This window comes from Caulobacter sp. CCNWLW153 (assembly GCF_036889365.1).
Lineage (GTDB): Bacteria > Pseudomonadota > Alphaproteobacteria > Caulobacterales > Caulobacteraceae > Caulobacter > Caulobacter radicis.
On record NZ_JBAKFV010000029.1, the window covers coordinates 1 to 23,088 of the forward strand.

The following is a 23,088-nucleotide window of genomic DNA, read 5'->3' on the forward strand; positions in this document are numbered from 1 at the left end:
CTGCGCCTGGAACTGGCCGATCCCGACAAGCTCGACGAGGCGGCCCTCAAGGCCGCCGGCGTGCGGGCGCTGGTCCGCCTCGACGGGCCGGTGGTGCATCTGGTGCTCGGGCCCAATGCAGAAGGCGTCTGCACGGCGCTAGCCAAGGGCGTCGCCCGCTAGCCACGGCGCCGCGACTCGGGGCATCGACGCCCGCGTTCCGATCGGATCGGAGCGCGGGCGTCTTGCTTTTTTGGGCTTGGTTGCAAGCTGGGCGAGCGATGGTCGGTCAATTGCGCGCCACGGCTGCGCGGGTCGCGCTCGCTATGCGCGAATGGTCGCAAAAAAGGCATTAAATTGGTATTATGCCTCGTGCGTGGATGTGCGTGCAGAATGCAGTCAATGCATTGATAATGCTCTTATTTATTGCCTTGGCAGCGGTTGCGCGGCGGTTGAGCCCGAAGCCACCGGCGCCTATCCGGCAGTCTGCTGTTAAATTCAAGCATTAGAGCAGGTTGCAAGCTTTGACCGCCTTCCAGGCGGCGCCTACGGTTCAAGTGGGCAGCGAAAAAAGGTCTTCAAATGGTCTGCCCAAAACGGCGCCGCGGGGGAGCGGCGCTCACTGGGCGCGCGCGCCGCGTCCGCTTGAGGGGATAGCATCATGATCGGTCACAAGCTTACGACTTCCCGGCCCGACGCGCTGCGCAAGGCCTTCGTGCTGGCCCTGCTGGCCGGCGCCAGCTTCGCGGGTTCGGCGCTGGCCCAGGCCGCGCCCGAACCGGCGCCCAGCGAGGCCGTCGACGAGGTGGTAGTCACCGCCTTCCGCCGCAGCCTGGCCACGGCGCTCGACACCAAGCGCAACGACGTGCGCGTGTCGGACGGCATCTCGGCCGAGGACATCGGCAAGTTCCCGTCCGAAAACATCGCCGAGGCCATCCAGCGCATTCCGGGCGTGCAGATCTCCAACATCAACGGTCGTGGCTCGACGATCAGCATCCGGGGCCTGGGGCCGCAGTACGCCCTGACCACGGTCAACGGCCAGACCTTCAAGAGCTCGAACTTCACCGACGGCTTCCGCTACGACGTCATCCAGACCGAGCTGGCCTCGGGCATCCAGGTCTACAAGTCGCCCACCGCCGACATGGACGCGGGCGGCCTGGCCGGTACGGTCAACATCGACACCGTCCATCCGTTCAACGTGAAGGGCCGCCAGCTGATCTTCGCCGGCAAGCTGCAGCAGCAGGAGCTGATCGGCGGCAGCCCGACGGGCAAGTACGGCGCGACCTATGTCGACCACTTCCTCGACGACAAGATCGGGGTCTTCCTCGGCGCCGGCTACCAGGAGCTCAAGGACCGCGGCGACTATCTCTGGATGGACCGCTGGACGGTGAACAGCGGCGCCTACACGCCCGCCCGCCTGCGTTACCGCCGGATCGACCGCGAGACCAAGCGCAGCATGATCAACGGCGCCATCCAGTTCAAGCCGATCGACGGGCTGGAGGTCGACGCCATCGCCACCTACGCCAAGGACGAGACGACGCAGGAGCTGCACCAGCAGGTCTTCCTGTTCACGACGCCGTCGGCCTCGAACGTCACGACCCTGGCGACCGCCAACAACACCGCCACCCAGGTGCGGGTCAGCAACTTCCGCCTGGAGAACAACCACCAGCACGAGACCCGTCCGCAGTCGACCGGCGCCTTCACCACCAGCGCCCGCTGGACCGGCTTCGAGGACTGGGACCTGAAGGCCGTCGCCCACTATTCGCGCGGCCACGCCATCTTCAACGAGGAGGCGGCGATCCTCGGGGTCAACATCCCGAGCGCGACGGTGGACATCAGCAATCCGAAGAACATCGTCTTCACGACCTCGACGGCGCTGAGCGACACCGCCCAGTACAATCCTGCGACCCTGGTGCGGAACACCTATCCGAACGGCGCTTACCGCACGATCGACTCCTACGAGGACGCCGGCCAGTTCGACGCCAAGCGGTTCCTGAACTTCGGCATCCTGGAGTCGGTGCAGGCCGGGGCCAAGATCCGCCATGAGGTGCTCAAGCGCTACGTCGTGCGCAGGGACGGTTCGGACAGCATTCCGGCCTCGTGGTCGCCGACCATGGCCGCCACCGGCATCACCGTCAGCAACTTCCTCGACGGCGGGATGACCCTGCCGTCGACCTGGGTGTCGCCCAACCTCGACGCCTATCGCGACGCGCTGAAGGCGCAGGGGATCAGCGTCTACGAGGCCTTCGACCCGGCGGGCACCTATCGCGTCGAGCGCGACCTGACCTCGTTCTACGCCATGGCCAACCTGAAGGGCGAAATCTTCTCGCGCACCTTCCGCGGCAATTTCGGCGTCCGCAGCGAGAGCACCGACCAGACGGTGGAAGGCTACATCGGCGGCGCGGCCAACCCGCGCAACACCGAGGTCAAGCTGGTCGCCGGGACCTACACGACCAAGAAGTCGTACGACAACGTGCTGCCGTCGGCGAACATCAGCGTCGACCTGACCGACAACCTGCTGCTGCGCTTCGCCGCCGCCAAGGTGCTGGTGCGTCCGATTATCGACTCCAGCAACCAGCTGGCCACCACCGTGACCAGCGCCGTCGACACCACCGGCCACCGCGTCTACTCGATCGCCATCGGCCAGGGCGACCTGAACCCGATGACGGCCAACCAGATCGACGTGACCCTTGAGTGGTACTACGGGGCGGGCAACGGCCTGTCGGCCGGCTTCTTCTCCAAGAAGGTTAAGAACGGCGTCTACACCTCGCTGACCTGCCCGGCGTCGTACGAGGGCACGGCCCTGACCAAGGACAGCAGCGGCGTCTGCCTGTCGAGCACTGGCGACACCTACAACATCACCCAGAGCTTCAACGACGGCCGCACGGTCGACATCCACGGCTACGAGGTGAACTGGCAGCAGTCGCTCGACGCCTGGCTGCCGATCGAGGGCTTCGGCCTGATCGCCAACTACACCCACGTCAATCCGGCGACCTCGGTGACGGGCTTCAAGCTGGCCAACCTGTCGGAGCACACCGCCAACGGCACGGTCTATTGGGAGAACCAGACCTTCAGCGCGCGTCTGTCGGCCAACTACCGCAGCGCCTACGATCAGACCTCGGTGGAGAGCTTCTTCTCCGGCCCGCTGGGCCACACGGTCGCCTCGCGCACCCAGTTCGACCTGAACCTCGGCTACAACATCAATGAACGCCTGAGCCTGTCCTTCGCGGCGATGAACATCAACAACGCCCAGGAGAAGGCCTACCTGCTCGACAAGAGCCGCTGGCAGATGACCTCGGTCACCGGCCCCAGCTACTACCTGTCGTTCCAGTACAAGATGTAGCTCCCGATCTCCCTCCCCGGAGACGCCGTCCGTGCGGCGCAACTGCTGGTCGCCGCCTGACTCCTGGGCGGCGACCAGATTTTCGTTTCAGAAGAAGAGTTGTCTCGATGTCGTTTCGACCCTCGCGTCGCCAGACCCTGAAGCAGGCCCTCGCCGCCGTCGCCATGGCCTCCATGCCTGGGTTGGCGAATGCGGCGACGCGCGGTGAAAGCGGGCTCGACGCGGCGCGGGCGGTCCTGAAGCGGCGGTTCGGCGCGCGCGCCGACACGATCGACCTGACGCTCGCATCGGCCGCAAGCGAGAAGCCCTGGTACGCCGTGCGGGCCACAGGCGGCAAGCTGGCGATCAGCGGCGACACGCCGGTGGCGCTGGTGCGGGGCGCCTACGCCTACCTCAAGGAGGCCGGTGCGGCGCAGGTCAGCTGGGAGGGCGACCGGGTCGCGCTGCCGTCACGCCTGCCCGACGCGGATACGGGCCGGGTGGAGAGCCCGTTCGCCCATCGCGCCTACCTCAACACCTGCACTTACGGCTACACCACGCCCTGGTGGGGTTGGGACCGCTGGAGCCGCGAGATCGACTGGATGGCGGTCCACGGCGTCGACATGCCGCTGGCCATGGAAGGCCAGGAACATGTCTGGCGGGCCCTGTGGCGCGAGTTCGGCCTCAGCGAGGCCGAGCTGGCCGACTATTTCTCTGGCGCGGCCTTCACGCCCTGGCACCGCATGGGCAACATCGAGGGCTACGCCGCCCCGCTGCCGACGGCCTGGATCGACAAGAAGAAGGACCTGCAGGTCAGGATCCTGGGGCGGATGCGGGACCTGGGCATGACGCCGATCCTGCCGGCCTTCGGCGGCTATGTGCCCAAGGCCTTCGCGGCCAAGCATCCGCAGGCGAAGATTTACCGCATGCGGCCGTGGGAAGGCTTCCACGAGACCTACTGGCTGGACCCGGCCGACCCGCTGTTCGCCAGGATCGCCGGCCGGTTCCTGGCGCTCTACACGAAGACCTACGGCGCGGGGACCTACTACCTCGCCGACTCCTTCAACGAGATGCTGCCGCCAATCAACGCGGACGGGGCCGATGCGCGCGACGCGGCCTATGGCGACGGCGCCGCCAACACGGCGGCGACCAAGACCAAGGTCGAGGTCGATCCGGCCCTGAAGGCCGAGCGCCTGGCCGCCTATGGCAAGGCCATCTACGACTCCATCCGTCAGGCTCGGCCGGACGCGGTGTGGGTGATGCAGGGCTGGCTGTTCGGGGCCGACAGCCATTTCTGGGATCCGGCGGCGATCAGCGCCTATCTCGGCCGCGTGCCCGACAACAGGCTGATGATCCTCGACATCGGCAACGACCGCTATCCGGCCGTCTGGAAGAACGCCAAGGCCTTCGGCGGCAAGCCGTGGATCTACGGCTACGTCCATAACTACGGCGGCAGCAATCCGGTCTATGGCGACCTCGACTACTACCGCGCCGACATCGCCGGCCTGGTCGCCAGCCGCGACACCGGCAAGCTGTCGGGCTTCGGCATGTTCCCCGAGGGGCTGCACAACAATTCGATCGTCTACGAGGCGACCTATGACCTGGCCTGGAACGGAGGAGGGGCCTCCACAGCCGCCTGGCTGTCGAGCCGTTCGAAGGCGCGCTATGGCAGGACGAGCCCCGAACTCGACGCGGCGATGACGCTGCTGGTCCAGGGCGCCTATTCGACCCGCTACTGGAGCTCGCGCTGGTGGAAGAGCAAGGCCGGCGCCTATCTCTTCTTCAAGCGCCCGACGGCGACCATCGGCGAGTTCCCGGGCCACCCGGGCGACCGTGGCAAGCTCGACGCCGCCGTCCGGGGCCTGGCGGCGCTGGCCCCGGCCTATGCGAACGAGCCGCTGTTCGTGCTCGACCTGGTCGATGCGGCGCGCCAGCTGGCCAGCCTGGAGATCGATGTCCAGTTGCAGGCGGCCGTGGCCGCCTATCGCAAGGGCGATGCGGCCGGCGGCGATATCGCCCGGCGCAAGGTCGAGGATCTGGCCCTGGCGGTCGACGCCCTGCTGGGCGTGCAGCCCGAGACCCTGGCCACCTGGATCGACGACGCCCGCGCCTATGGCGACACCCCGGCCGACAAGGCCGCCTACGTGGCCAACGCCAAGGCCCAGGTCACGATCTGGGGCGGGGAGGGCAACCTCAACGACTACGCATCCAAGGCTTGGCAGGGGCTCTATGCCGACTTCTATCTGCCGCGCTGGGGCCGCTTCCTCGACGCCCTGAAGGCGGCCGGGAGCGGTCCGTTCGACGAGGCGGCCGTGGTCAAGGACGGTATCGCCTGGGAGAAGGCCTGGGTCGCCGCCGAGGTCGCCTATCGCCGGGCCCGGCCGGCCGACCCCGTCGCCGGGGTCGGCGCGCTGCTCGCGCGCATCGACCGGGCTTAGGAGCGGATCATGAGCAAGCCGGCTCCTCGCTTCCTGTCGCTGGACGTCTTCCGTGGCCTGACCGTCTGCCTGATGATCGTGGTCAACACGGCGGGACCGGGGGCGCGTCCGTTCGAACAGCTGGTCCACGCCAAGTGGTTCGGCTTTACGGCGGCGGACGCGGTGTTTCCCTCGTTCCTGTTCGCCGTCGGCTGTTCGATGGCCTTCGCCTTCTCGCGGCCGGTCCCGCTGCCGGCCTTCACGGGCAAGGTGCTCAAGCGCGCGGCGCTGATCTTCCTGCTCGGCTTTCTGATGTACTGGTACCCGTTCGTGCATCACGTGGACGGACACTGGGCGCTCAGCCCCTTCTCCCAGACCCGGGTGATGGGCGTGATGCAGCGTATCGCCCTGTGCTACGCCATAGCCGCCTTCGCCGCGCGGTTCCTGTCGCCGCGCTGGATCCTGGCGCTCTGCGGCGGGCTGTTGCTGGGTTACTGGGCGATCCTGCTGGGGTTCGGCGATGGCGATCCCTATTCCAAGCTCGGCAATGCGGGCACCAAGCTCGACCTGCTGGTCGTCGGCCGCGACCACCTGTACCGCAAGGACGGCGGGTTCGACCCCGAGGGCCTGTTGGGCACGCTGCCGGCCACGGTGAACGTGCTGGCCGGCTATCTGGCCGCCCGCGCCCTGCGCCAGGCGAGCGACACCCGCAAGACCCTGATCCGCATGGCGGGCCTCGGCGGCGTGCTGGTCCTGGCGGCCCTGGCCTGGAACCCATGGTTCCCGATCGCCAAGAAGCTCTGGACCGGCAGCTTCGTGCTGCTGACCGTGGGGCTGGACCTGATCCTGCTGGCCGCCCTTGCGGCCCTGCTGGAGGGGCGCGAACCGAACGCGGCCACCCGCTTCTTCCAGGTGTTCGGCCTCAATCCGCTGGTGATCTACCTGTTCTCGGAGTTGTTCGTAATAACCCTGCGCCAGTTCGACGTCGCCCCAGGGCAGGACCCCTACGAGTGGGTGGGCGTGCATGTCTTCCAGGCGATCGCGCCGGGCGGGCTGGGCTCGCTGCTCTGCGCGCTCGCCTACATGCTGGTGTGCTGGCTGCTGGGATGGGTGATGTACCGCCGGGGCGTCGTGGTGAAGCTCTAGGCGGGACTGGCCTCAGGAGCGGGCCAGGAAGAACTCCACCGGCACGACCAGTTCGACCTCGTCGGGACGGTCGGCTGGGATCTGGGGCAGGGGCTGGGCGCGCTTGGGCGTCTCCACCGCGGCGCGGTCGAGTTCGCCGAAGCCGGACGAGCGCTCAAGGCGCGCCCACAGCACCTTGCCGCCGCGGTTCATTCGGAAGCGCACATGGGCGACGCCCTGTTGGCGACGGGCCTGGGCGGCCGGCGGATAGCGGCGCGTCTTCTCCAGCGCGGCCAGCACCTGACCCTCCCAGGTGGCGACCGCGTTGCTGGCGGCCCGCACCGCCACCGGCGCCGGCTGCACCGGCGGGGCGGTCGTCTGCGGAGCGGCCGGCCCTGGATCGACGGGCGCGCTGGGGCGAGGCGGCGTGAAGAACATGGGCTCAGGCGAGGCCTGGGCGGTCTTGACGGGCGGGGGCTTGGGCGGCATCGGCCGCGCGGCCTGGCGCTCTTGCTGCTGGGGACCTGGCGGGACCTCCAGTTGCGGAACCGGCGGCGAGGTGGTCTCCAGCGCCACGATCATTGGAGCGGCGGGTGGCGGGATTATCAGGGCGGGGGCGAAGCCGCCGAACAGGATCGCGCCGGCCAGCGCTCCGTGCAGGGCGACCGACAGCGCCACGCCGGTCGCGGTCCGCGACCCGCGCCGGGACGAGACGCGGTCCAGCACGAGCGGCGCGGAGATCGGCGCGCCCTGGAACGACGCCGGCTCCTGCCTGGCCAGGGCGATCGGCTTCACCCCTGCGCGCCCCGCGACGGACGCGAGACCACATAGGCCGCGCAGGCTCCGATGATCGTCGCCACGACCAGCAGCAGCGGCAACTTGGGATGGGCGCCCCACCAGAAGATCGCCAGGCCCATGGCCATGCCGCCGCAGGCCATCAGCTTGGCGGCCGGCGGGATGGCGCGGTCCCGGCGCCAGGCGCGCAAGGTCGGCCCGAAGCGCGGATGATCCAGCAGCCAGGCTTCCAGCCTGGGCGAGGACTTGGCGAAACAGCCGGCGGCCATGATCAGGAACACCGTCGTCGGCATCAGCGGCACGACGGCGCCGATGAAGCCGAGGGCGACGCAGGACAGGCCGAGGACCAGCCAGATCCAGCGGGCCAGGCGTGGCCGGACGGGGGCGTCCTCAGGCGAAGGCGTCATCGACCAGTCCCCGCACCCGGCGGAAGGCGGCGGCCGCGCCGTCGACGGCGCGGGTCTCCTCGACATCACCGAAGGGCAGGCCGTCGAGCGCCGCGACGAAGCCGCGCCAATGACGGCCGCGACCTTCCGGATGCGGCGCCAGGTGACGGGCGCCGAAGGTTTCGTCGAGCTCCAAGGTGGCGGCGGCCTTGAGCAGGAAGGCCGCGCCGAGGTTCGAGCCCTCGGCCACGTACAGCCAGCCGAAGGCTTCGGCGGCGTCGACGGGCCCCTGTCCGAAGACCGGCGCGGTGTCGGCGCTGGGCGCGGGCTGGCCAAGGTCCTGGATGTCCTGGGCGATCAGGTCCAGCCGGCGACGCTCGGGCAGGTCCGGCACGAGGGCGACGAGGTCCCGGTGCGTGTAGAGCGCGTCGATCTCGCGATGGAAGCCCCACTGCGCCTTCAGGAACCGGCCGTAGCGATCGCGGTCGCGGAACGGCTCCAGCGACATGATGCGGCTGTCGAGCGCCTCATGGGTGCTGTGGGTGCGGGCCTTGAGCCGCTTGGCGCGGGACGGGTCGTGGATCGAGACGTGTGCGTTCATGGGGCCTTCCGGAGCGTCGGGAGCTTCGGGGCGCGTCGGCGATCGCATCGCATTCGCGCCTCACGAGGGAATGACGGTTCAGGCCCGCCGCTTTCCGAAAGAAAATCGCACGAGCGCTCCGATCTTTTCGTTTTCGTCGGCTTCGCGGGCCTGCGTGCCAGGGATCGCGGCGCAAGACAAGTCTTGTTGCGAGTTATTCTCAAGTGATAAGGGCCGCGCTCCGGCGTCGGCCGCCGGTGGCGCGCCCGCGATCCGGGCGTTTTCGTCTGTCTGGCGGGTGCGTGACGCAGAAGAAGATGATCCGCTCGCACTATCTGGCCCATCGTGACGGGCTGGTTCGCTACGTCCAGACCATCACCGGCGACCGCGACCAGGCCGAGGATCTGGTGCAGGAGGCCTATCTGCGCCTTGGCCAGGCGCTGACCAGGCGGCTGCTCGAGGATCCCGGGCGCTACCTCTTCCGCATCGTCCGCAACCTGGCGCTCGACGGCCGCAGGCAGGGGCGGCGAGACAGCCGTCGGTACGCCGAAGATCCCGAGCCCCTGATCGAGGGCGCGCGCGACGAGCAGCCGTCGCCCGAAGCCGCCGCCCTGGCGCGCGACGATTACGAGCGCCTGCTGGCGGCCATGGCGGAGCTGCCTGAACGGACGCGGATCGCCGTCGAGATGCACCGCCTGGGCGGCGCCAAGCTGCGCGAGATCGCCGCCGAGCTGGGGATCTCGACCTCGGCGGCGCACCAGCTGGTGGTCGACGGGGTGGCCCATTGCCGCGACCGGCTTCGGCGGCGCTGAACCGGATTTCGGAAAAACCCGATGCTCGAACGTCTATTGCAACGAACGGCCGTCCGGGCCGCAGGAACCTGACCGAATGGCCGAGCAAGACGTCGCGCGCGCGGACGCCGAAGCCCTGGAGTGGCTGCTGGCCCTCCACGAGGAGCCTGAGAACGCCAAGCTCGTCGCGCGGTTCGAGGCCTGGCGCGCCGGTCATCCCGGCAGGGCGCGGGCCTGGGAAGAGGCCTCCGGCGTCTATGCCGCCATCGGCGACGTCCCGCCTGTTCATGCCGGCCGCTGGGCGCGGCTGCCTGGCGGGGAGGGGCGGATAGTCGCCGGCGCGCGTCGCGAGCGGCGGGCGGCGAGCCGAAATCCTGGTCGACGCCGGCTGGTCGCGACCCTGGCGGCCTCGGCCGCGGCGCTGGTTGTCGCCGTGCTGGCGCCAGGAGCGCTCGTCCGGTTGCAGTCGGACTACGTCACCGGCGTCGGCGAGGTGCGGCAGGTGCGGCTGGAGGATGGCAGCCTGGTCAGCCTGGCGCCGGAGTCAGCGCTGGCGGTGGACTATTCGGCCGGCCGGCGCGACCTGAAACTGGTCCAGGGACGGGCCTGGTTCGACGTCCGCCACGATCCCTCGCGACCGTTCAAGGTGGCCTCGCGCGACGTCGCCGCCGAGGTGCTGGGCACGGCCTTCGAGGTCGACGCCGAAGCGCCGGGGGTGGTGGTGCAGCGGGGGCTGGTGGGCGTGACCTCGCGACGGGTCCAGGGGATGGAGCGCGTGCCGGCCGGCCGCGGCGTCGCCGTGGGGGTCGATGGCCGGTTCCTGAGCGCGCCGGCCGATCCGAACGCCGTGGCGGCCTGGCGAGACGGCCAGATGGTGGTCGAGAACGGCGCGATCGGCGACGTTGTGCGGTCTCTGCGTCCCTGGACCCGCGACGTCGTCCTGGTACGGGGCAGGGCGCTTTCCGAGCGCCGGGTGACGGGCGTCTACAATCTGCGCGACCCCGAGGCGGTGACCAGCGCCCTGGCTCAGGCCTATGACCTGGAGGTCAGCCGGGTGACGCCCTGGATCCTGGTGATCTCCGAGCGCTGACGCTCGCAAGGAATTGTTTCGGTGAGGAAAATTCCTCCCGGAGCAGATGTCGCGAACTTTTTTCGGAAAAAGCCGGCCCTGCGCCGTCGATTGAGGAGAACAGATTGCACATGCGTCGCAATCTTTAGTTTTTCGCAAGTTTCGGAGACGGTAGTGGGGTTTTCCAATCGAGTGCGCACGGGCGGTCGGCAGGCGGCGCTGGCGGTGGCGCTGATGCTGACGACGGCGCTGGCCGGGACGGGCGCGGCCATGCCCGCCTTCGCCCAGGAAAGCGCCCAGCGCGCCTATGACATCCCCGCCCAGCCGCTGCCTTCGGCGCTGACCGCCTTTGGTCGCCAATCCGGCCTGCAAGTCAGCGTTCCGGCCGCCCTGGCCCGGGGGCGCACTTCGGGCGCGGTCTCGGGCCGCCTGTCGGCGAACGAAGCCGTCAGCCGCCTGCTGGCCGGCACCGGCCTGACCTACCGCATCCAGGGCGACGTCCTGACGCTGTCGCCGGCGCCGACCGCCGAGGGGGCGACGCAGCTGGGCGCGCTGCGCGTGCAAGGCGACGTGGCCGGCGCGGGGCAGGACGGAGTGTCCGGCGCGCCGTTCGCCGACGAGGAAAGCGACCAGGCGCGCGCCGACGCCGTCTATTCCAAGGCGCGCTCGTCCGCCTACATCGCCCGCGAGACGCTGGAGCGATTTCGCGGCGCGTCGGTGGCCGACATGGTCAAGGGCGTGGCCGGGGTGACCGCCGGCGATCCGCGCTCGGCCAACGCGCTGGACCTCAACATCCGCGGCGTGCAGGGGCAGGGCCGCATTCCCGTCGTCATCGACGGCGGCCAGTCGACCATCGACACCTATCGCGGCTATGCCGGCCAGTCGCAGCGCAACTATCTCGACCCCGACCTGATCAGCAGCGTCAGCATCACCAAGGGCCCAAGCCTTGAGGCCAACGCCTCGGGCGGCATCGGCGGCGTGGTGGTCATGGACACCCTGAAGGCCGCCGACATCCTGCGCGCCGGCAAGGACTTCGGCGTGCGCGTGCGGGCCGGGATCTCCGACGCCAGCACCAAGGACCTGCCGGCCTGGAGCGCCTTCCAGAACCCCAGCCGAAACGACATCACCCGCCCGGGCAGTCACTTCTACAACCTCGCCGTGGCCAAGAGCTGGGACCGGTTCGACCTGGTGGCCGCCTACGCCAAGCGCGAGAACGGCAACTACTTCTCCGGTTCCGAAGGCTACGAGGGCTTCCCGACGGGCCGTGGCCTGCTGGCGACCCTGAATCCGGCCAAGACCGAGGTCTTCAACACCTCCAACAGCTCGGAATCCTTCCTGCTGAAGGGAACCTGGAAGATCAGCGACGATCAGGTGCTGGAGGCCGGCTACCGCCACTTCGACGGTCGCCAGGGCGAGATCATGGCCTCGCAGATCATCCGCGTGAACCGAGAGCGCGTGCCGCAGTGGGCGCTGGGCCACATGGACTTGGACGCCTATAACCTGCGCTATCGCTACCGACCGGCCAACGACCTGATCGACCTGAAGGCCAACCTCTGGCTCACCAAGGCCGAGAGCCTGGCCTACAACGGCCTGACCGGCGTCACCCCCTGGTTCCTCGACCGGCCGACCCAGTGGTACGACGGCCCGACCTTCAACACCGAGGACGGCTATCGCGACGCCTATTGGAACGAGCTCTCCATCGAGCGCTTCGGGGGCGACGTGACCAACACCTCGCGGGTGTTCACCGGCCTTGGCCGCCTGGACTTCACCTACGGCGGCTCGTTCACCAGCGAGGACATCAAGCCCGGCCCCAACTCGCCGATCCTGGAAGAGGACCTGCGCAACAACCGCTATCTGCGCAACGCCGAGCGCAAGGAATACAGCCTCGTCGGTTCGGTCACCTGGGCCCCGAACGACCAGTGGGAGCTGACGGCCGGGGGGCGCTTCAACCGCATCGATATCCGCGACCGCAACCGCACGGCCACCGAAGGACCCTACGAGGTGATCGGCCGTTATCGCGACACCACCTTCTACATGCCCAACCCGACACGGCCGGGCGCGCTGACCAGCGTGGCGCGGGTTTACTGGTTCCCGGATGCGCAGGGCAACTTCACCGAGGCCTCGCTGTTCGCCTCGCCCTACGAGAAGGGCACGGTGGGCGACATCAGGGGCTGGACGACCTACCGCGCCGACGCGGCCGAGGACCTGGAGGGGCCGACGTCCTGGACGTGGTCCAAGCCGATCCGCCGCAAGGCCGACGCGTTCATGCCCACGGTCAGCGCCAGTTACAAGCCGACCGAAAACAGCCTGATCTACGTGAAGTACGCCGAGGGCGTGAAGCTGCCGAGCCTGTTCGAGTCGACCCTGGGTCTGTTCACCGCCGCCAAGCCGACCGACGACCTCAAGCCCGAGCGCAGCAAGAGTTGGGAAGTCGGCGCCAGCATCCTGCAGCGCGACCTCTGGAAGGCGGGCGACCGCGGCGCGCTGAAGGTCGCCTATTTCGACACCCGCATCCGCGACCTGATCACCCGCGACTACCGCACTCTGTCGGCCGGCCTGATCCGCAACGTCGACAGCTTCAACGTCGAGGGCGTGGAGCTTCAGGGCTCGTACGACATGGGCCGGGTGTTCGCCGACCTGTCGGCCCACCGCTACTTCAAGGCCGAGACCTGCGCGCCCGACATCGCCGCCGAGCGCCGGGCCTATGGCCAGCAGCGCGGGATCGACGAGCTGATCAACACGCCCGACTGCGTGGCCGGCGGCTTCGAGGGCTCCTACACCAACACCCAGAACCCGCCGAAGTACAACGTCAACCTCACGGTCGGGACGCGGCTCTTCCAGGAGCGGCTGATCGTCGGTGGGCGGATGGTTGCCAACTCGGGTCCGATCAGCAAGCTCGACAAGGAGTGGAACGTCGGCCTGTCGGCGATCCAGCAACTCTATCGCAAGGCGACGGTCTACGACCTCTTCGCCACCTACAAGGTGACCGACCAGGTGACCCTGGACGCCAATCTCGACAACGTCGGGGACGAATACTACCTCGACCCGCTGTCGCTGGCGGTGGTTCCGGCGCCGGGACGCACCCTGCGCCTGGCCCTGACCTGGCGCTACTGAGGCCAGACGCGCGAGGGCCCTGCCAAGCCCTCGCGCGCGCTTCGCCAACCCGGTGGGTCGCTCGGCGCGCGTGACTATTTTCACAGAAATCCATCTTTCAGGACGTCTTTCTCACGATCGTTTCGGGGCGATTTGACGCCGTGCGCGGGGCGCGCCGGGTCGGGGGGAGATCAATGGCGCGGCCGTCATCGGGCGGAAGGTCGGCCGTACGTCGGCCGGGCGAAGACGGGGGACTTTTCCGCCGCGTGGCCATGGCCCTGGCGGCGTCGCTGTCGCTGTTCCTGGGCCTTGGCTTCACCGGCGCACTCGCCGACGACGTCCTCACGCCTGAGGCGATCGCCGCCTTCGAACAGCGGCTGGAAGGCGCGCGCATCGCGCAAGCCGGCGTCGCCGAGCGTGTCGTGTGCTTCGAGGCCCAGGACGCGGCAATGGTCGCCCAGCGCGACGCCGACCAGTTGCGCCTTGGAACCCTCGTGGCCCACAAGAAGGCGCTGGAGGGCGAACTGGTCCAGCGCCGGGACGAGTACGACGGGTTCCTGCGCGAATACAACGAGGCCCACGGCCTGGTGAGCCAGCTCGCCGCGGATCTTGACGATCTGCGGCGCTACAAGGCGGCCAAGGACGAGGCGTTGCGCCGCTGCAAGCAGTCCTGGGCTCTCTTCGGCTTCATGTGCGACTTCTCGATGGAGATCGCCAAGCTGATCGGCCAGATCCACGACAACGACGACCAGATCGCCAGGGCCGAGCAGCGGATGACGAACGCCGTCGCCGGCATGCAGAAGGCCAACGAGCGCTACGACCAAAGCCAGACGCTGCTGAACGAGGCGGTGTCCGACGCCGTCCTGACCACCGATCAGATCAACCTCGCCGAGGCGTCCATCAGCCGGCTGAAGGCGGCGCTGGCGATCCTGCGGCCCGAAGCTCAGCAGAACGTCGAGTTGCTCGGCCAATTCAGCGGCGCGCTCCGCGACGCCGGGCGCGTCGACACCGCCGACGGTCGGGCGCGCACCGCCCGGCTGGTCCGGACCCTCGCGGGCAAGATCGACGGCGTCCAGGAGAAGGCGTCGTCCTTGCAGGAAAGGGCCGGCAAGGTCCTGACGCCCCAGCAGTTATCGGCCTGCTTCAAGTAGCGCCGAACATCGAAGTCCATACGAGAAGGGGAAACCATGCCCGACACCGTTCCTTTCGAGAACAAGGCCGAGAAGATCGCCAAGGCCATCGACGCCGAGGTGGCCAAGCTTCGCGCGGTCAAGCCGCTGGCGCTGCCCGAGGCCGACGCGGCCATCGTCGGCCACTACGTCGCCAAGATCGAAGGTCGCTATGATGTCCGTCGGGCCAAGACCGACACCGACAACGCCATCGACCTGCTCTACATCGCCTACAACACCACGCCGCAGGAGGAGGGGCAGACCCGCGTCGAGATCGAGCAGATCATGGACAGGCTGCTCAGGGCCCAGCGCACCAGCAAGGGCGTGATGAGCGAGGCCGTGGATGCGGCCGGCGACGTGATCACCTTCCTGGACATGGCCTTGCCGGCCTGGCTGGACGCCAAGGACGACGGCGACGTCGCGGGCATCAAGGGCTTCCTGACCCAGGACCTGCTGGCGACCGCGACCGACATCAAGCAGAAGGCGAACGACGTGCGCGAGGCGCTGTCGAAGATCGCCACGACCTACGACGGCATCATCACCGACACCGCGACGGCGGCGCGCAACAGCCAACAGGTGCTGGCCGGTCGCCTGGCCGACCAGAAGGCCGTCCTGGCCGAGATCAGCGAAGCCGAGGCCGATCGCGACCAGATGGAGTCGCTGGTCAAGGACCTGCAGGACGAGGTTCGGAAGTTCGAGGCCAAGGCCCGCTCCTACGAGCAGCGCGCGACGACGGCCGAGGAGCGGGCGTTCGTGATGCAGATCATCAAGGTCGGCGCCCAGGTGGTGGCCGCGGCGTTGCCGCCCATCGCCATGGCGCTGGGCGCCGGCGCCACTGGCGGCGGCTCGGTGATCGCCGCGGCGACCATGAAGTCGATCACCCAGGCCGGAAAGCCCGAGGACAAGCCCAAGACCGAGACCGACAACACCGACCAAGTACTCAAGACCAAGGGCGAGATCGCCACCAAGAAGGCGGCGCTCGTGCTTGCCGAGCAGAAGGTCACCGAGAGCAAGGACAAGGTCGCCGACCTGCGCCAGGACCTCACCAAGGCCCAGCAGAAGGAGGGCAAGCCCGCCGAGGCCGGCAGCGCCAAGGAGACCGTCGAGCAGCCGGAGGACTCCGAGGTGGTCAAGGGCGTCAAGGGGCGCCTGAAGGACGCCAAGCAGACCCTGACCGAGGACGAGAGCAAGGTGGTGGCCCTGGTCGGCGCGCTGTCGGGCCTGCAGGCCTCGCTCAACGCGTTGGCCCAGGGCCTGGGCGAGCTGTCACAGGAGCAGAAGGACGAGGCGGCCGGCCTGCGCGAGATCCAGATGAAGATGCTGGACAAGGCCGAAGCCTACGAGCGCGAGCGACGCGAACAGGCCGCCAAGCTGGTGCGGATCAACGCGCTGCTGAAAGGCCGGCTGTCGCGCGAGGAGACGATCAAGCTGACGATCAAGTCGCTGAACGTCAGCATCAGCGCGCTGAAGCGGACCAAGGAGATCATCGAGGAGATCGCCTGCTTCTTCGACTCGTTCGTCCAGTTCATGAAGCGGGTCACCGAAGAGGCCCGGATCGAGATCACCGTGGTCGAAGGGCTGCTCAAGCAGCAGACCATCGGCAAGGCTAGCCTGGAGCGGATCGTCAGGTCGACGGACGAGTTCTTCATCCGCCAGACCGGCGAGTGGCGGGCGGTCGGCGTGGTGTCCGAGGCCTTCAACAAGAGCTTCTCGGACGGCTTCACCAAGCTGAACGGCCTTCAGGGCAACTACGTCACCGGCGACCAGTTGACGGCTTATCTGGCCGAGGCCGCGGCGCTGCTGACCAAGATCTCCACCGAGCGCCAGGCGGCGGCCAAGGCGCGGCTTCTGGATCTGGACGACTACCGCAAGGTTCTGCGCGACGACGCGGCGGCCTGACGACCGGGGCGGTCTCGTCCTTGGTCGGGGAAGCCATTCCTCGGCCGAGGACGAGGTCGCGCTTCTTGGCTTCGCTCAGACTTGATATCGATATCATTATGTGTAGCCTGCCCCGAAATCGATAAGGCGATCCATAAGGGGAGGCGACGCCATGAAGCCCACACGTCGAGACATGGTCGCGCTGGCGGTGATGTCGAGCGCCGCGGCCGGCGGCGCCGCGAAGGCGGCCTCCGTCAAGACCTCGCGCATCCATACGATCGCCTCGCCAGACGGCCGCCTGAAGGCGACCCTCGATGCCTCGGGCGCTACGCCGAAATGGAGCGCGACCTATGACGGCAAGCCGCTGCTGCTGGTGTCGGAGCTGGGGCTGTGGCTGGCCGAAGGGCGGCTGCTGGGCGAGGGGTGCCAGGTCGCCGGCGCGACACCGGAAACCTTCGAAGGCGACTGGACACCGGTGTTCGGGCAGTCGTCGCGCTACGACCAGTCCGGCCGGCAGGTCACCCTGCACATGGTCGATTCCAAGGCCGGCATCCGGTTCGACATCGTCCTGCGGGTTCTGAACGGCGCGGCCGCGGTGCGCTACGTCCTGACCGGGCTGCCCAAGGGGGGCAAGCTGGCCCTGATGGGCGAGCGGACCCGCTACCGCTTTCCCGACGCCGCGCGCCTCTATGCCAGCCGCGACGAGGGCGACATCCATGTCTCGACCCAGGCGGGCCTGGCGCCGCTGGAGCACCCGGACCTGACGGGCTCGTCCGACAAGGGGCCCTATGCCGACCTGCCGGTCACGGTCGACCTGGGCAACGGCGTCTTCGGTTTCATGGCCGAGTCCGACCGGTTGCACTATCCGCGCTGCATGGTGCGAGCCCACGAGCAGGGCGGGCTCGTCACCTATCTCATGCGCTATCCCGGGCGTGCTACAGGCTGGGGCGGCGAGGACGATACGCCCGAGGAGCCGACCTTCGAGATCGAGGTCGGCCAGAAGACGCCGTGGCGCGTGCTTCTGGCGGCCGACAGCGCCAAGGGCCTGATCGAACTGCACTACGTGGTTCCGACACTGGCGACGCCGAACCAGCTGGGCGACGTCTCCTGGGTCAGGCCCGGCCACGCCTTCCGGATCATGAAGCCCTATTCGACGCAGGCTTCGTTGAAGGCGGTCGACTTCGCCCAGAAGCGCAACATCGCCTACGTGCTGTTCGACGCCCACTGGTACGGCGACGGGACGGACGCCTCGGATCCCACCGCGCCGATCGCCGCCTTGGATCTGCAAAGGGTGATCGACTACGCCAAGGCGCGCAATATCGGCGTGCTGGTCTATATCGACCGGGTGGCGGTGACCAAGGCGCTGGCCGAGATGTGCCGCCTCTATCAGCGCTGGGGCCTGGCCGGCGTGAAGCTGGGCTTCATGTGGGAAGGCCGCCAGTCCGACGTCGACTTCATCACCAAGGTCGTGCGGGCGTTCGGCGAGCACGGCATGGTCGTGAACCTGCACGACAACCTGCGGCCCGCGGGCCTGGAGCGGACCCTGCCCAACTACCTGACCCTGGAGGGCGTGAAGGGCAACGAGCAGTTTCCGGCCGCGCGCCACCACGTGAACCTGGCCTTCACGCGGCCGATCGCCGGGCCGATCGACTACACCATCTGCTATGCCCAGGAGCGCAACCAGACCACCAACGCCCACCAACTGGCCCTGGCTGTGACCTGCTACAGCCCGCTGACGTTGCTCTACTGGTACGACAAGCCCGAGAAATACGAGGACAAGGCCTGGCCCGAACTGGAATGGTTCGACGCCTGCCCGACGACCTGGGACGAGACCCGGGCGATCGCCGGCGAGCTCGGCGAGTACGTGGTCATCGCCCGCCGCAAGGGGCGGACCTGGTATCTGGGCGCGCTGACCAACGAGATGGAGCGGCGCGTGGATCTCGACCTTGGCTTCCTGGGGCAGGGGCGCTGGAGCGCGGTGCGTTACAAGGACGGCGACCTGGCCAGGCCCGCCAATCGCACGCGCGTGGTGGTCGAACGCCATGCCGTCGACGCCAGGACCCGCCTGCGTCTCCAGCTCAACGCCGCGGGCGGTCAGGCCATCCGCTTCGAGCCCGTCTGAGGTGAAAAAAAAGGGCGCCTGCAGAGGGCGCCCGCCTTGGGAGTGTTGGAGGAAGTAGATCCAAGAGAGCGGCGTCGCAGGATGCCGCTGAAGGCTTGATATCGATATCAATATTGAGGTCGAAGTCAAGCGATCGTTGTTCGCCGATTGCGCTTTCGGCGGCCTCTAGGGCGTGACCCAGAAGCCGTCGAAGTCGGTCCAGCCGATGCGGGTGGAGCTGTTCGACGGCGTGCCGGCTGGGGCCTGGGCGAAGATGCCGACCTGACTGCCGACCCATCGGCCCGGGCGGCTGACGAACGGCGCGCCGACACTGGCGAAGGTCTTGCCGTCCAGGCTGTAGCTCAGCGTCACCTTGGCGTGCATCGAGCGCAGCATCGAGGGCCAGTAGGGCGAGAAGTCCGGCGGCGGGTCGGCCACGACGACCGGCTCGGCGGTCATGCGCAGCCACACGGCGGTCGGGGCCTTGGCCTTGATCACCTCGACGCGCTCGGCCTGGAACTTGTCGGCGCCGGTGCGATCGACGCGCACCAGGGCCGGACCGTTCGCCGTGTTCTGCAGGCCGATCCAGGCGTAGTCGGACCCGAACATCACCAGGCCCGCGCGCTCGCCCACGGCCTTGGGCGCGAAATCGAGCTTGGTGGTCGCCGTGAACCGTTCGGCCGGCAGCTTCTGGGTCAGCAGTGCGCCGGTCTCCCAGAGGTTCTCCGGCGAGGAGATCGACTTCAGGCGCAGCCTGCCCGGCGCGGCCTTCAGGTCGGCCCAGTCGTCGGCCGGGTTGGCGTTCCACTGCCAGGCCAGGGACAGCGCGCCGTCGAACTCGTCGCTGTCCTGCGGCGCGAGACGCGGGGAGGGGGTCTTTGACACCGGCTTGCGATGGGCCAGCACCGGCTGGCCGATGCCGTCGCCGTCGCCGTCCTTGTCCTCGCCGATGATCGGCCAGCCGTCCTTCCAGGTCATCGGTTCCAGCCAGACCCGGCGGCCGTAGGAGTCGGCGTCCTGGAAGTGCAGGAACCAGTCCTCGCCGGTCGGCGTGGTCACCCAGGCGCCCTGGTGCGGACCGTTGACCTCGGTCTTGCCTTGATCGAGGACGTTGCGGCCCTCGTAGGGGCCTTCCAGCTTGCGCGAGCGGAACACGCCCTGCCAGCCGCCCTTCACGCTGCCGCTGGGCACGAAGAGATAGTACCAGCCGTCGCGCTTGTAGAGCTTGGGCCCCTCGGTGGTCATCCACGGGAACGGTCCGAGCGAGGTCGCGACCTTGGGCTGCTTGTCGCCTTCGACCAGGGTGATCGCCTCGCCGACGGCCTGGTCGCCGGCCTTGTTCAGGCGGCGGGCGGTGATGATGTTGGCGAAGCCGGCCCGACTGCGGGCGAAGGCGGTGACCAGCCAGCCCTGGCCGTCGTCGTCCCAGAACGGCGCGGGATCGATGACGCCGCGCCGATCGTCGACCAGCACGGGCTTTGACCAGGGGCCCGCCGGATCCTTGGCCCTGACCAGGAATACGCCGAAGTCGGGGTCGGGGTAGTAGATCAGGAACTCGCCGTCGCGATGCCGGATGGCCGGCGCCCAGACGCCGCCGCCGCGACGGGGCGTGGCGTGATGCGCCTGCGGCGTGATCGCGGTCAGGGCGTGGCCGACGATCGTCCAGTTGACGAGATCCGTCGACTTCAGGATCGGCAGGCCGGGCACGTTGGTGAACGAGGACGAGACCAGGTAGTAGGCGTCGCTCACGCGGATGGCGTCGGGGTCGGAATAGTCGCCGGCCAGGACGGGGTTCCTGTAGGTTCCGTCGCCCTGGTCGGGCAGCCAGGCCCGCTCGGTCCTGGGCGCGTCAGCCGCCGAGGCGCTGGCCGCCAGCAAGGCCGCGGCCGCGACCAATCCGAGCCCTAGAGACCCACGACCAAACCCAGCCATCCGTGCTTCCATCCCTTGTTATGATATCGTTACCAATAACATGGGGCGAGGCTTTGACAAGGGCGCTCAGGCCGGAGGCGGGGCGGTCGAGGCGCGCTGGATCAACTGTAGTTCGGCGTGCACGTGGCCGCCGGGCTCGGCCCCCGTCCGGGTGAAATCCATGGCCAGCAACACGGCCGAGGCGGCCATGTCGGCGATCGGCTGGCGGATTGTGGTCAGCTCGGGCCAGACCGTGGTGGCCACCGAGGTGTCGTCGAAGCCGGCGATGCTGAGGTCGGCCGGGATCGACAGGCCAAGGCCGTGAGCGACCGCGCTGATGGCGGCGGCCATGTCGTCGTTGGCCGCGAAGATCGCCGACGGGCGGCGGCGCAGGCCCAGCAGATGCCGGGCGGCGTCGAGACCGCCGCGATAGCTGAAGCCGCCGTCGGCGACATAGCCCTCGTTCACCGTCAGGCCGGCGGCCGCCATGGTCTCGCGGAAGCCCTTCTCGCGCAGCTGGGCCGTGGAGTGGGCCGGGTCGCCGCGCACGAAGGCGATGTCCACATGACCCAGGTCCAGCAGGTGCTGGGTCATCATCCGGGCGCCTTCGAAGTCGTCGATGAACACGGCGGGAGCGCCCTCGCGGGGGCGCGCCGTCGCGAAGCTGACCGCCCCGACGCCGGCCTTTTCCAGCGACTCCAGGATCGCCGCGTCATCGCACAGGGGCGGGGGCAGGATCACCGCGCCCACGCCGGCGTCGACCAGTTTCTGCACCGCCAGGGCGGGCGTCGGATGGGCCTGGCTGGGCTCGATCAAGAGCTGGCAACCGCTGAGGCTGGCCTGGCGGAACGCGCCCATCAGGTAGTTCGACAGGTTCGACGAACTGGCGTTGGAATAGAGCATGCCGATCTGCGAGACGCCGGTGCGCGTGGCCCGGGCCAGCGAGTTGGGCCGATAGCCCAGCGTCTTGATGGCTTCCTCGACCTTCTCGCGCACGGCCGGCCGCACGTGGGGATAGCCGTTGACCACGCGGGAGGCGGTCATCGAGGACACGCCGGCGTGCTGCGCCACGTCATGGATGGTCGGCGCCTGTCGCCTCTGCGTGGTCAAGGAATCCTCGCCTCAATACGACTCTCTGCGGGTCGGCGCGCAGTCTAGCGAAGACCGCCCGGATAAGTCCAAGCGAGAGCGCGTCGGCGCTCGATATGCGGTTGCAGGCCAAACATCCGTTTTTGTTCTGGTGTGGAACGCGTGCGCCGCTAGGATGTGTTGGTATCGTGAACAATGATGGTGCGTCGTTGAAAAGTCCCCGCAAAGCCAAGGCGGCCCAGCCGTCTTCCGTGCGCGGCGCGTCGCCGGCCGCGCGGCCGGGCCCGAAGACGATCACCATCCACGACGTGGCGCGCCACGCCGGCGTCGGTTCTATGACCGTCTCACGGGTGATCCGCGGGGCCGGCAATGTCAGCCCGGCGATGCGCGAGAAGGTCGAGGCCTCGGTCCGCGTCCTGAACTACCAGGTGAACGTCGCCGCCCGCGCCACGCGCTCGCGCTCGGCCGCCGCGCGGGTGGGGATCCTCTACAGCAACCCCAGCGCCTCCTATCTCAGCGAGATCATGGTCGGCGGACTGGAGCAGAGCTCGAGGCTGGCCAGCCACCTGATCCTGGAGCGCTGCGAGGGCCTGGCGGGCCAGAAGCAGGCGGTCAAGCGCCTGCTGGCCGCCGGAGTCGACGGCGTGATCCTGCCGCCGCCGCTCTGCGACTCCCGCCAGACCATCAACATGCTGCGGGCCGAAGGCGTCACCGTGCTGGCCCTGGCCACCGCTCGCCCGATGATCGACGTCTCCAGCGTGCGCATCGACGACTTCGAGGGCGCGCTGGCCATGACCCGTCACCTGATCGCGCTTGGCCACCGCGACATCGCCTTCATCAAGGGCGACCCCCAGCACACCCCGACCGAGCTGCGCTACGAGGGGTTCCTGGCCGGCATGTCCGAGGCGGGCCTGACCGTGCGACCGGAGTGGGTGGCGCAAGGCCTCTTCACCTACCGCTCGGGGCTGAGCGCGGCGGAAAAGCTGTTCGAGGCGCGGCTGCGCCCCAGCGCCATCTTCGCCAGCAACGACGACATGGCCGCCGCCGCCCTGGCCGTGGCTCACGGACGCCAGATCGTCGTGCCGCGCGACCTGACCATCTGCGGCTTCGACGACACCGCCGTCGCCACCACGGTCTGGCCCGAGGTGACGACGATCCACCAGCCGATCGCCGAGATGGGCCGTGCGGCGGTGCGTCTGATCGTCGAGGAAATCCGCGCCAGGAAGACCGGCGGCGATCCGGCCCCCGTGCACCACCTGCTGCCCTTCACCCTGATGGACCGTGACTCGTCCGGCCCCGCGCCGCGCTAGGGTCTGGACTCAATTGAGCCAGTAGGCGCAGAGGGCGGCGATGAGGACGCCGGAGAGGTAGTTCCTGGCCAGC

The 23,088-nt window shown here is 68.5% G+C and carries 15 protein-coding genes; 10 read left to right on the top strand and 5 right to left on the bottom strand.

The features are described 5' to 3' along the window. Positions 1-640 precede the first annotated feature (640 nt). The 3 genes from V6S85_RS26150 (at position 641) to V6S85_RS26160 (ending at position 6,864) form a co-directional block, all read left to right on the top strand. Positions 641-3,322, top strand: a complete 2,682-nt coding sequence (locus tag V6S85_RS26150; RefSeq protein ID WP_334350757.1) for a TonB-dependent receptor — start codon at positions 641-643, stop codon at positions 3,320-3,322. Positions 3,323-3,429: 107 nt separating this feature from the next. Continuing rightward, positions 3,430-5,739, top strand: a complete 2,310-nt coding sequence (locus V6S85_RS26155) for an alpha-N-acetylglucosaminidase (RefSeq protein ID WP_334350758.1) — start codon at positions 3,430-3,432, stop codon at positions 5,737-5,739. Between the two features lie 9 nt (positions 5,740-5,748). Next, positions 5,749-6,864 (top strand): acyltransferase family protein, encoded by a 1,116-nt coding sequence (locus tag V6S85_RS26160; RefSeq protein WP_334350759.1) that lies wholly within the window; start codon positions 5,749-5,751, stop codon positions 6,862-6,864. A 12-nt stretch (positions 6,865-6,876) separates the two neighbouring features. On the opposite strand, the gene V6S85_RS26165 is transcribed toward V6S85_RS26160, so the two are convergent. The 3 genes from V6S85_RS26165 to V6S85_RS26175 are packed head-to-tail and all read right to left on the bottom strand — an operon-like array spanning position 6,877 to position 8,625. Then, the gene (locus tag V6S85_RS26165) at positions 6,877-7,638 is read right to left on the bottom strand and encodes a TonB family protein (RefSeq protein WP_334350760.1); all 762 of its coding nucleotides are present in this window, start codon (positions 7,636-7,638) and stop codon (positions 6,877-6,879) included. After that, complete coding sequence (locus tag V6S85_RS26170; protein ID WP_334350761.1) at positions 7,635-8,045, bottom strand: YbaN family protein; 411 nt, start codon at positions 8,043-8,045, stop codon at positions 7,635-7,637. Before V6S85_RS26170 ends, V6S85_RS26165 begins: the two co-directional genes overlap by 4 nt. Then, positions 8,029-8,625 (bottom strand): biliverdin-producing heme oxygenase, encoded by a 597-nt coding sequence (locus V6S85_RS26175; protein ID WP_334350762.1) that lies wholly within the window; start codon positions 8,623-8,625, stop codon positions 8,029-8,031. The genes V6S85_RS26170 and V6S85_RS26175 overlap by 17 nt, the downstream gene beginning before the upstream one ends. A 281-nt stretch (positions 8,626-8,906) precedes the next feature. Between V6S85_RS26175 and V6S85_RS26180 the strand changes: the two genes are divergently transcribed. From V6S85_RS26180 to V6S85_RS26205, 6 genes are all read left to right on the top strand, one after another. Next, the gene (locus V6S85_RS26180; protein WP_207780770.1) at positions 8,907-9,416 is read left to right on the top strand and encodes a sigma-70 family RNA polymerase sigma factor; all 510 of its coding nucleotides are present in this window, start codon (positions 8,907-8,909) and stop codon (positions 9,414-9,416) included. Between the two features lie 76 nt (positions 9,417-9,492). Continuing rightward, entirely contained in the window at positions 9,493-10,485 is a 993-nt protein-coding gene (locus V6S85_RS26185) for a FecR family protein (RefSeq protein ID WP_334350763.1), read from the top strand. 153 nt (positions 10,486-10,638) lie between these two features. Beyond that, positions 10,639-13,578, top strand: a complete 2,940-nt coding sequence (locus V6S85_RS26190) for a TonB-dependent receptor (RefSeq protein WP_334350764.1) — start codon at positions 10,639-10,641, stop codon at positions 13,576-13,578. Between the two features lie 245 nt (positions 13,579-13,823). Further along, complete coding sequence (locus V6S85_RS26195) at positions 13,824-14,708, top strand: hypothetical protein (RefSeq protein ID WP_334350765.1); 885 nt, start codon at positions 13,824-13,826, stop codon at positions 14,706-14,708. Between the two features lie 36 nt (positions 14,709-14,744). Next, positions 14,745-16,625 carry a hypothetical protein gene (locus V6S85_RS26200; protein WP_334350766.1) on the top strand — a complete coding sequence of 627 codons (1,881 nt, stop codon included), beginning with the start codon at positions 14,745-14,747 and terminating at the stop codon, positions 16,623-16,625. A gap of 151 nt (positions 16,626-16,776) precedes the next feature. Further along, a complete protein-coding gene (locus V6S85_RS26205) occupies positions 16,777-18,726 on the top strand; it encodes a glycoside hydrolase family 97 protein (RefSeq protein ID WP_334350767.1) in 1,950 nt (649 codons plus the stop codon). Positions 18,727-18,891: 165 nt separating this feature from the next. Here V6S85_RS26205 and V6S85_RS26210 read toward each other — a convergent pair whose 3' ends face one another. Further along, complete coding sequence (locus tag V6S85_RS26210; RefSeq protein WP_334350768.1) at positions 18,892-20,601, bottom strand: glycoside hydrolase family 43 protein; 1,710 nt, start codon at positions 20,599-20,601, stop codon at positions 18,892-18,894. A gap of 102 nt (positions 20,602-20,703) precedes the next feature. Beyond that, a complete protein-coding gene (locus tag V6S85_RS26215; protein WP_334350769.1) occupies positions 20,704-21,726 on the bottom strand; it encodes a LacI family DNA-binding transcriptional regulator in 1,023 nt (340 codons plus the stop codon). A 188-nt stretch (positions 21,727-21,914) separates the two neighbouring features. Between V6S85_RS26215 and V6S85_RS26220 the strand changes: the two genes are divergently transcribed. Then, positions 21,915-23,015, top strand: a complete 1,101-nt coding sequence (locus V6S85_RS26220) for a LacI family DNA-binding transcriptional regulator (protein ID WP_334350770.1) — start codon at positions 21,915-21,917, stop codon at positions 23,013-23,015. Positions 23,016-23,088 lie beyond the last annotated feature (73 nt).

Coding starts and splice junctions, on each gene's coding strand:
- V6S85_RS26150 (WP_334350757.1), top strand. CDS start 641: ATGATCGGTCACAAGCTTACGACTTCCCGGCCCGACGCGCTGCGCAAG.
- V6S85_RS26155 (WP_334350758.1), top strand. CDS start 3,430: ATGTCGTTTCGACCCTCGCGTCGCCAGACCCTGAAGCAGGCCCTCGCC.
- V6S85_RS26160 (WP_334350759.1), top strand. CDS start 5,749: ATGAGCAAGCCGGCTCCTCGCTTCCTGTCGCTGGACGTCTTCCGTGGC.
- V6S85_RS26170 (WP_334350761.1), bottom strand. CDS start 8,045: ATGACGCCTTCGCCTGAGGACGCCCCCGTCCGGCCACGCCTGGCCCGC.
- V6S85_RS26175 (WP_334350762.1), bottom strand. CDS start 8,625: ATGAACGCACACGTCTCGATCCACGACCCGTCCCGCGCCAAGCGGCTC.
- V6S85_RS26185 (WP_334350763.1), top strand. CDS start 9,493: ATGGCCGAGCAAGACGTCGCGCGCGCGGACGCCGAAGCCCTGGAGTGG.
- V6S85_RS26200 (WP_334350766.1), top strand. CDS start 14,745: ATGCCCGACACCGTTCCTTTCGAGAACAAGGCCGAGAAGATCGCCAAG.
- V6S85_RS26205 (WP_334350767.1), top strand. CDS start 16,777: ATGAAGCCCACACGTCGAGACATGGTCGCGCTGGCGGTGATGTCGAGC.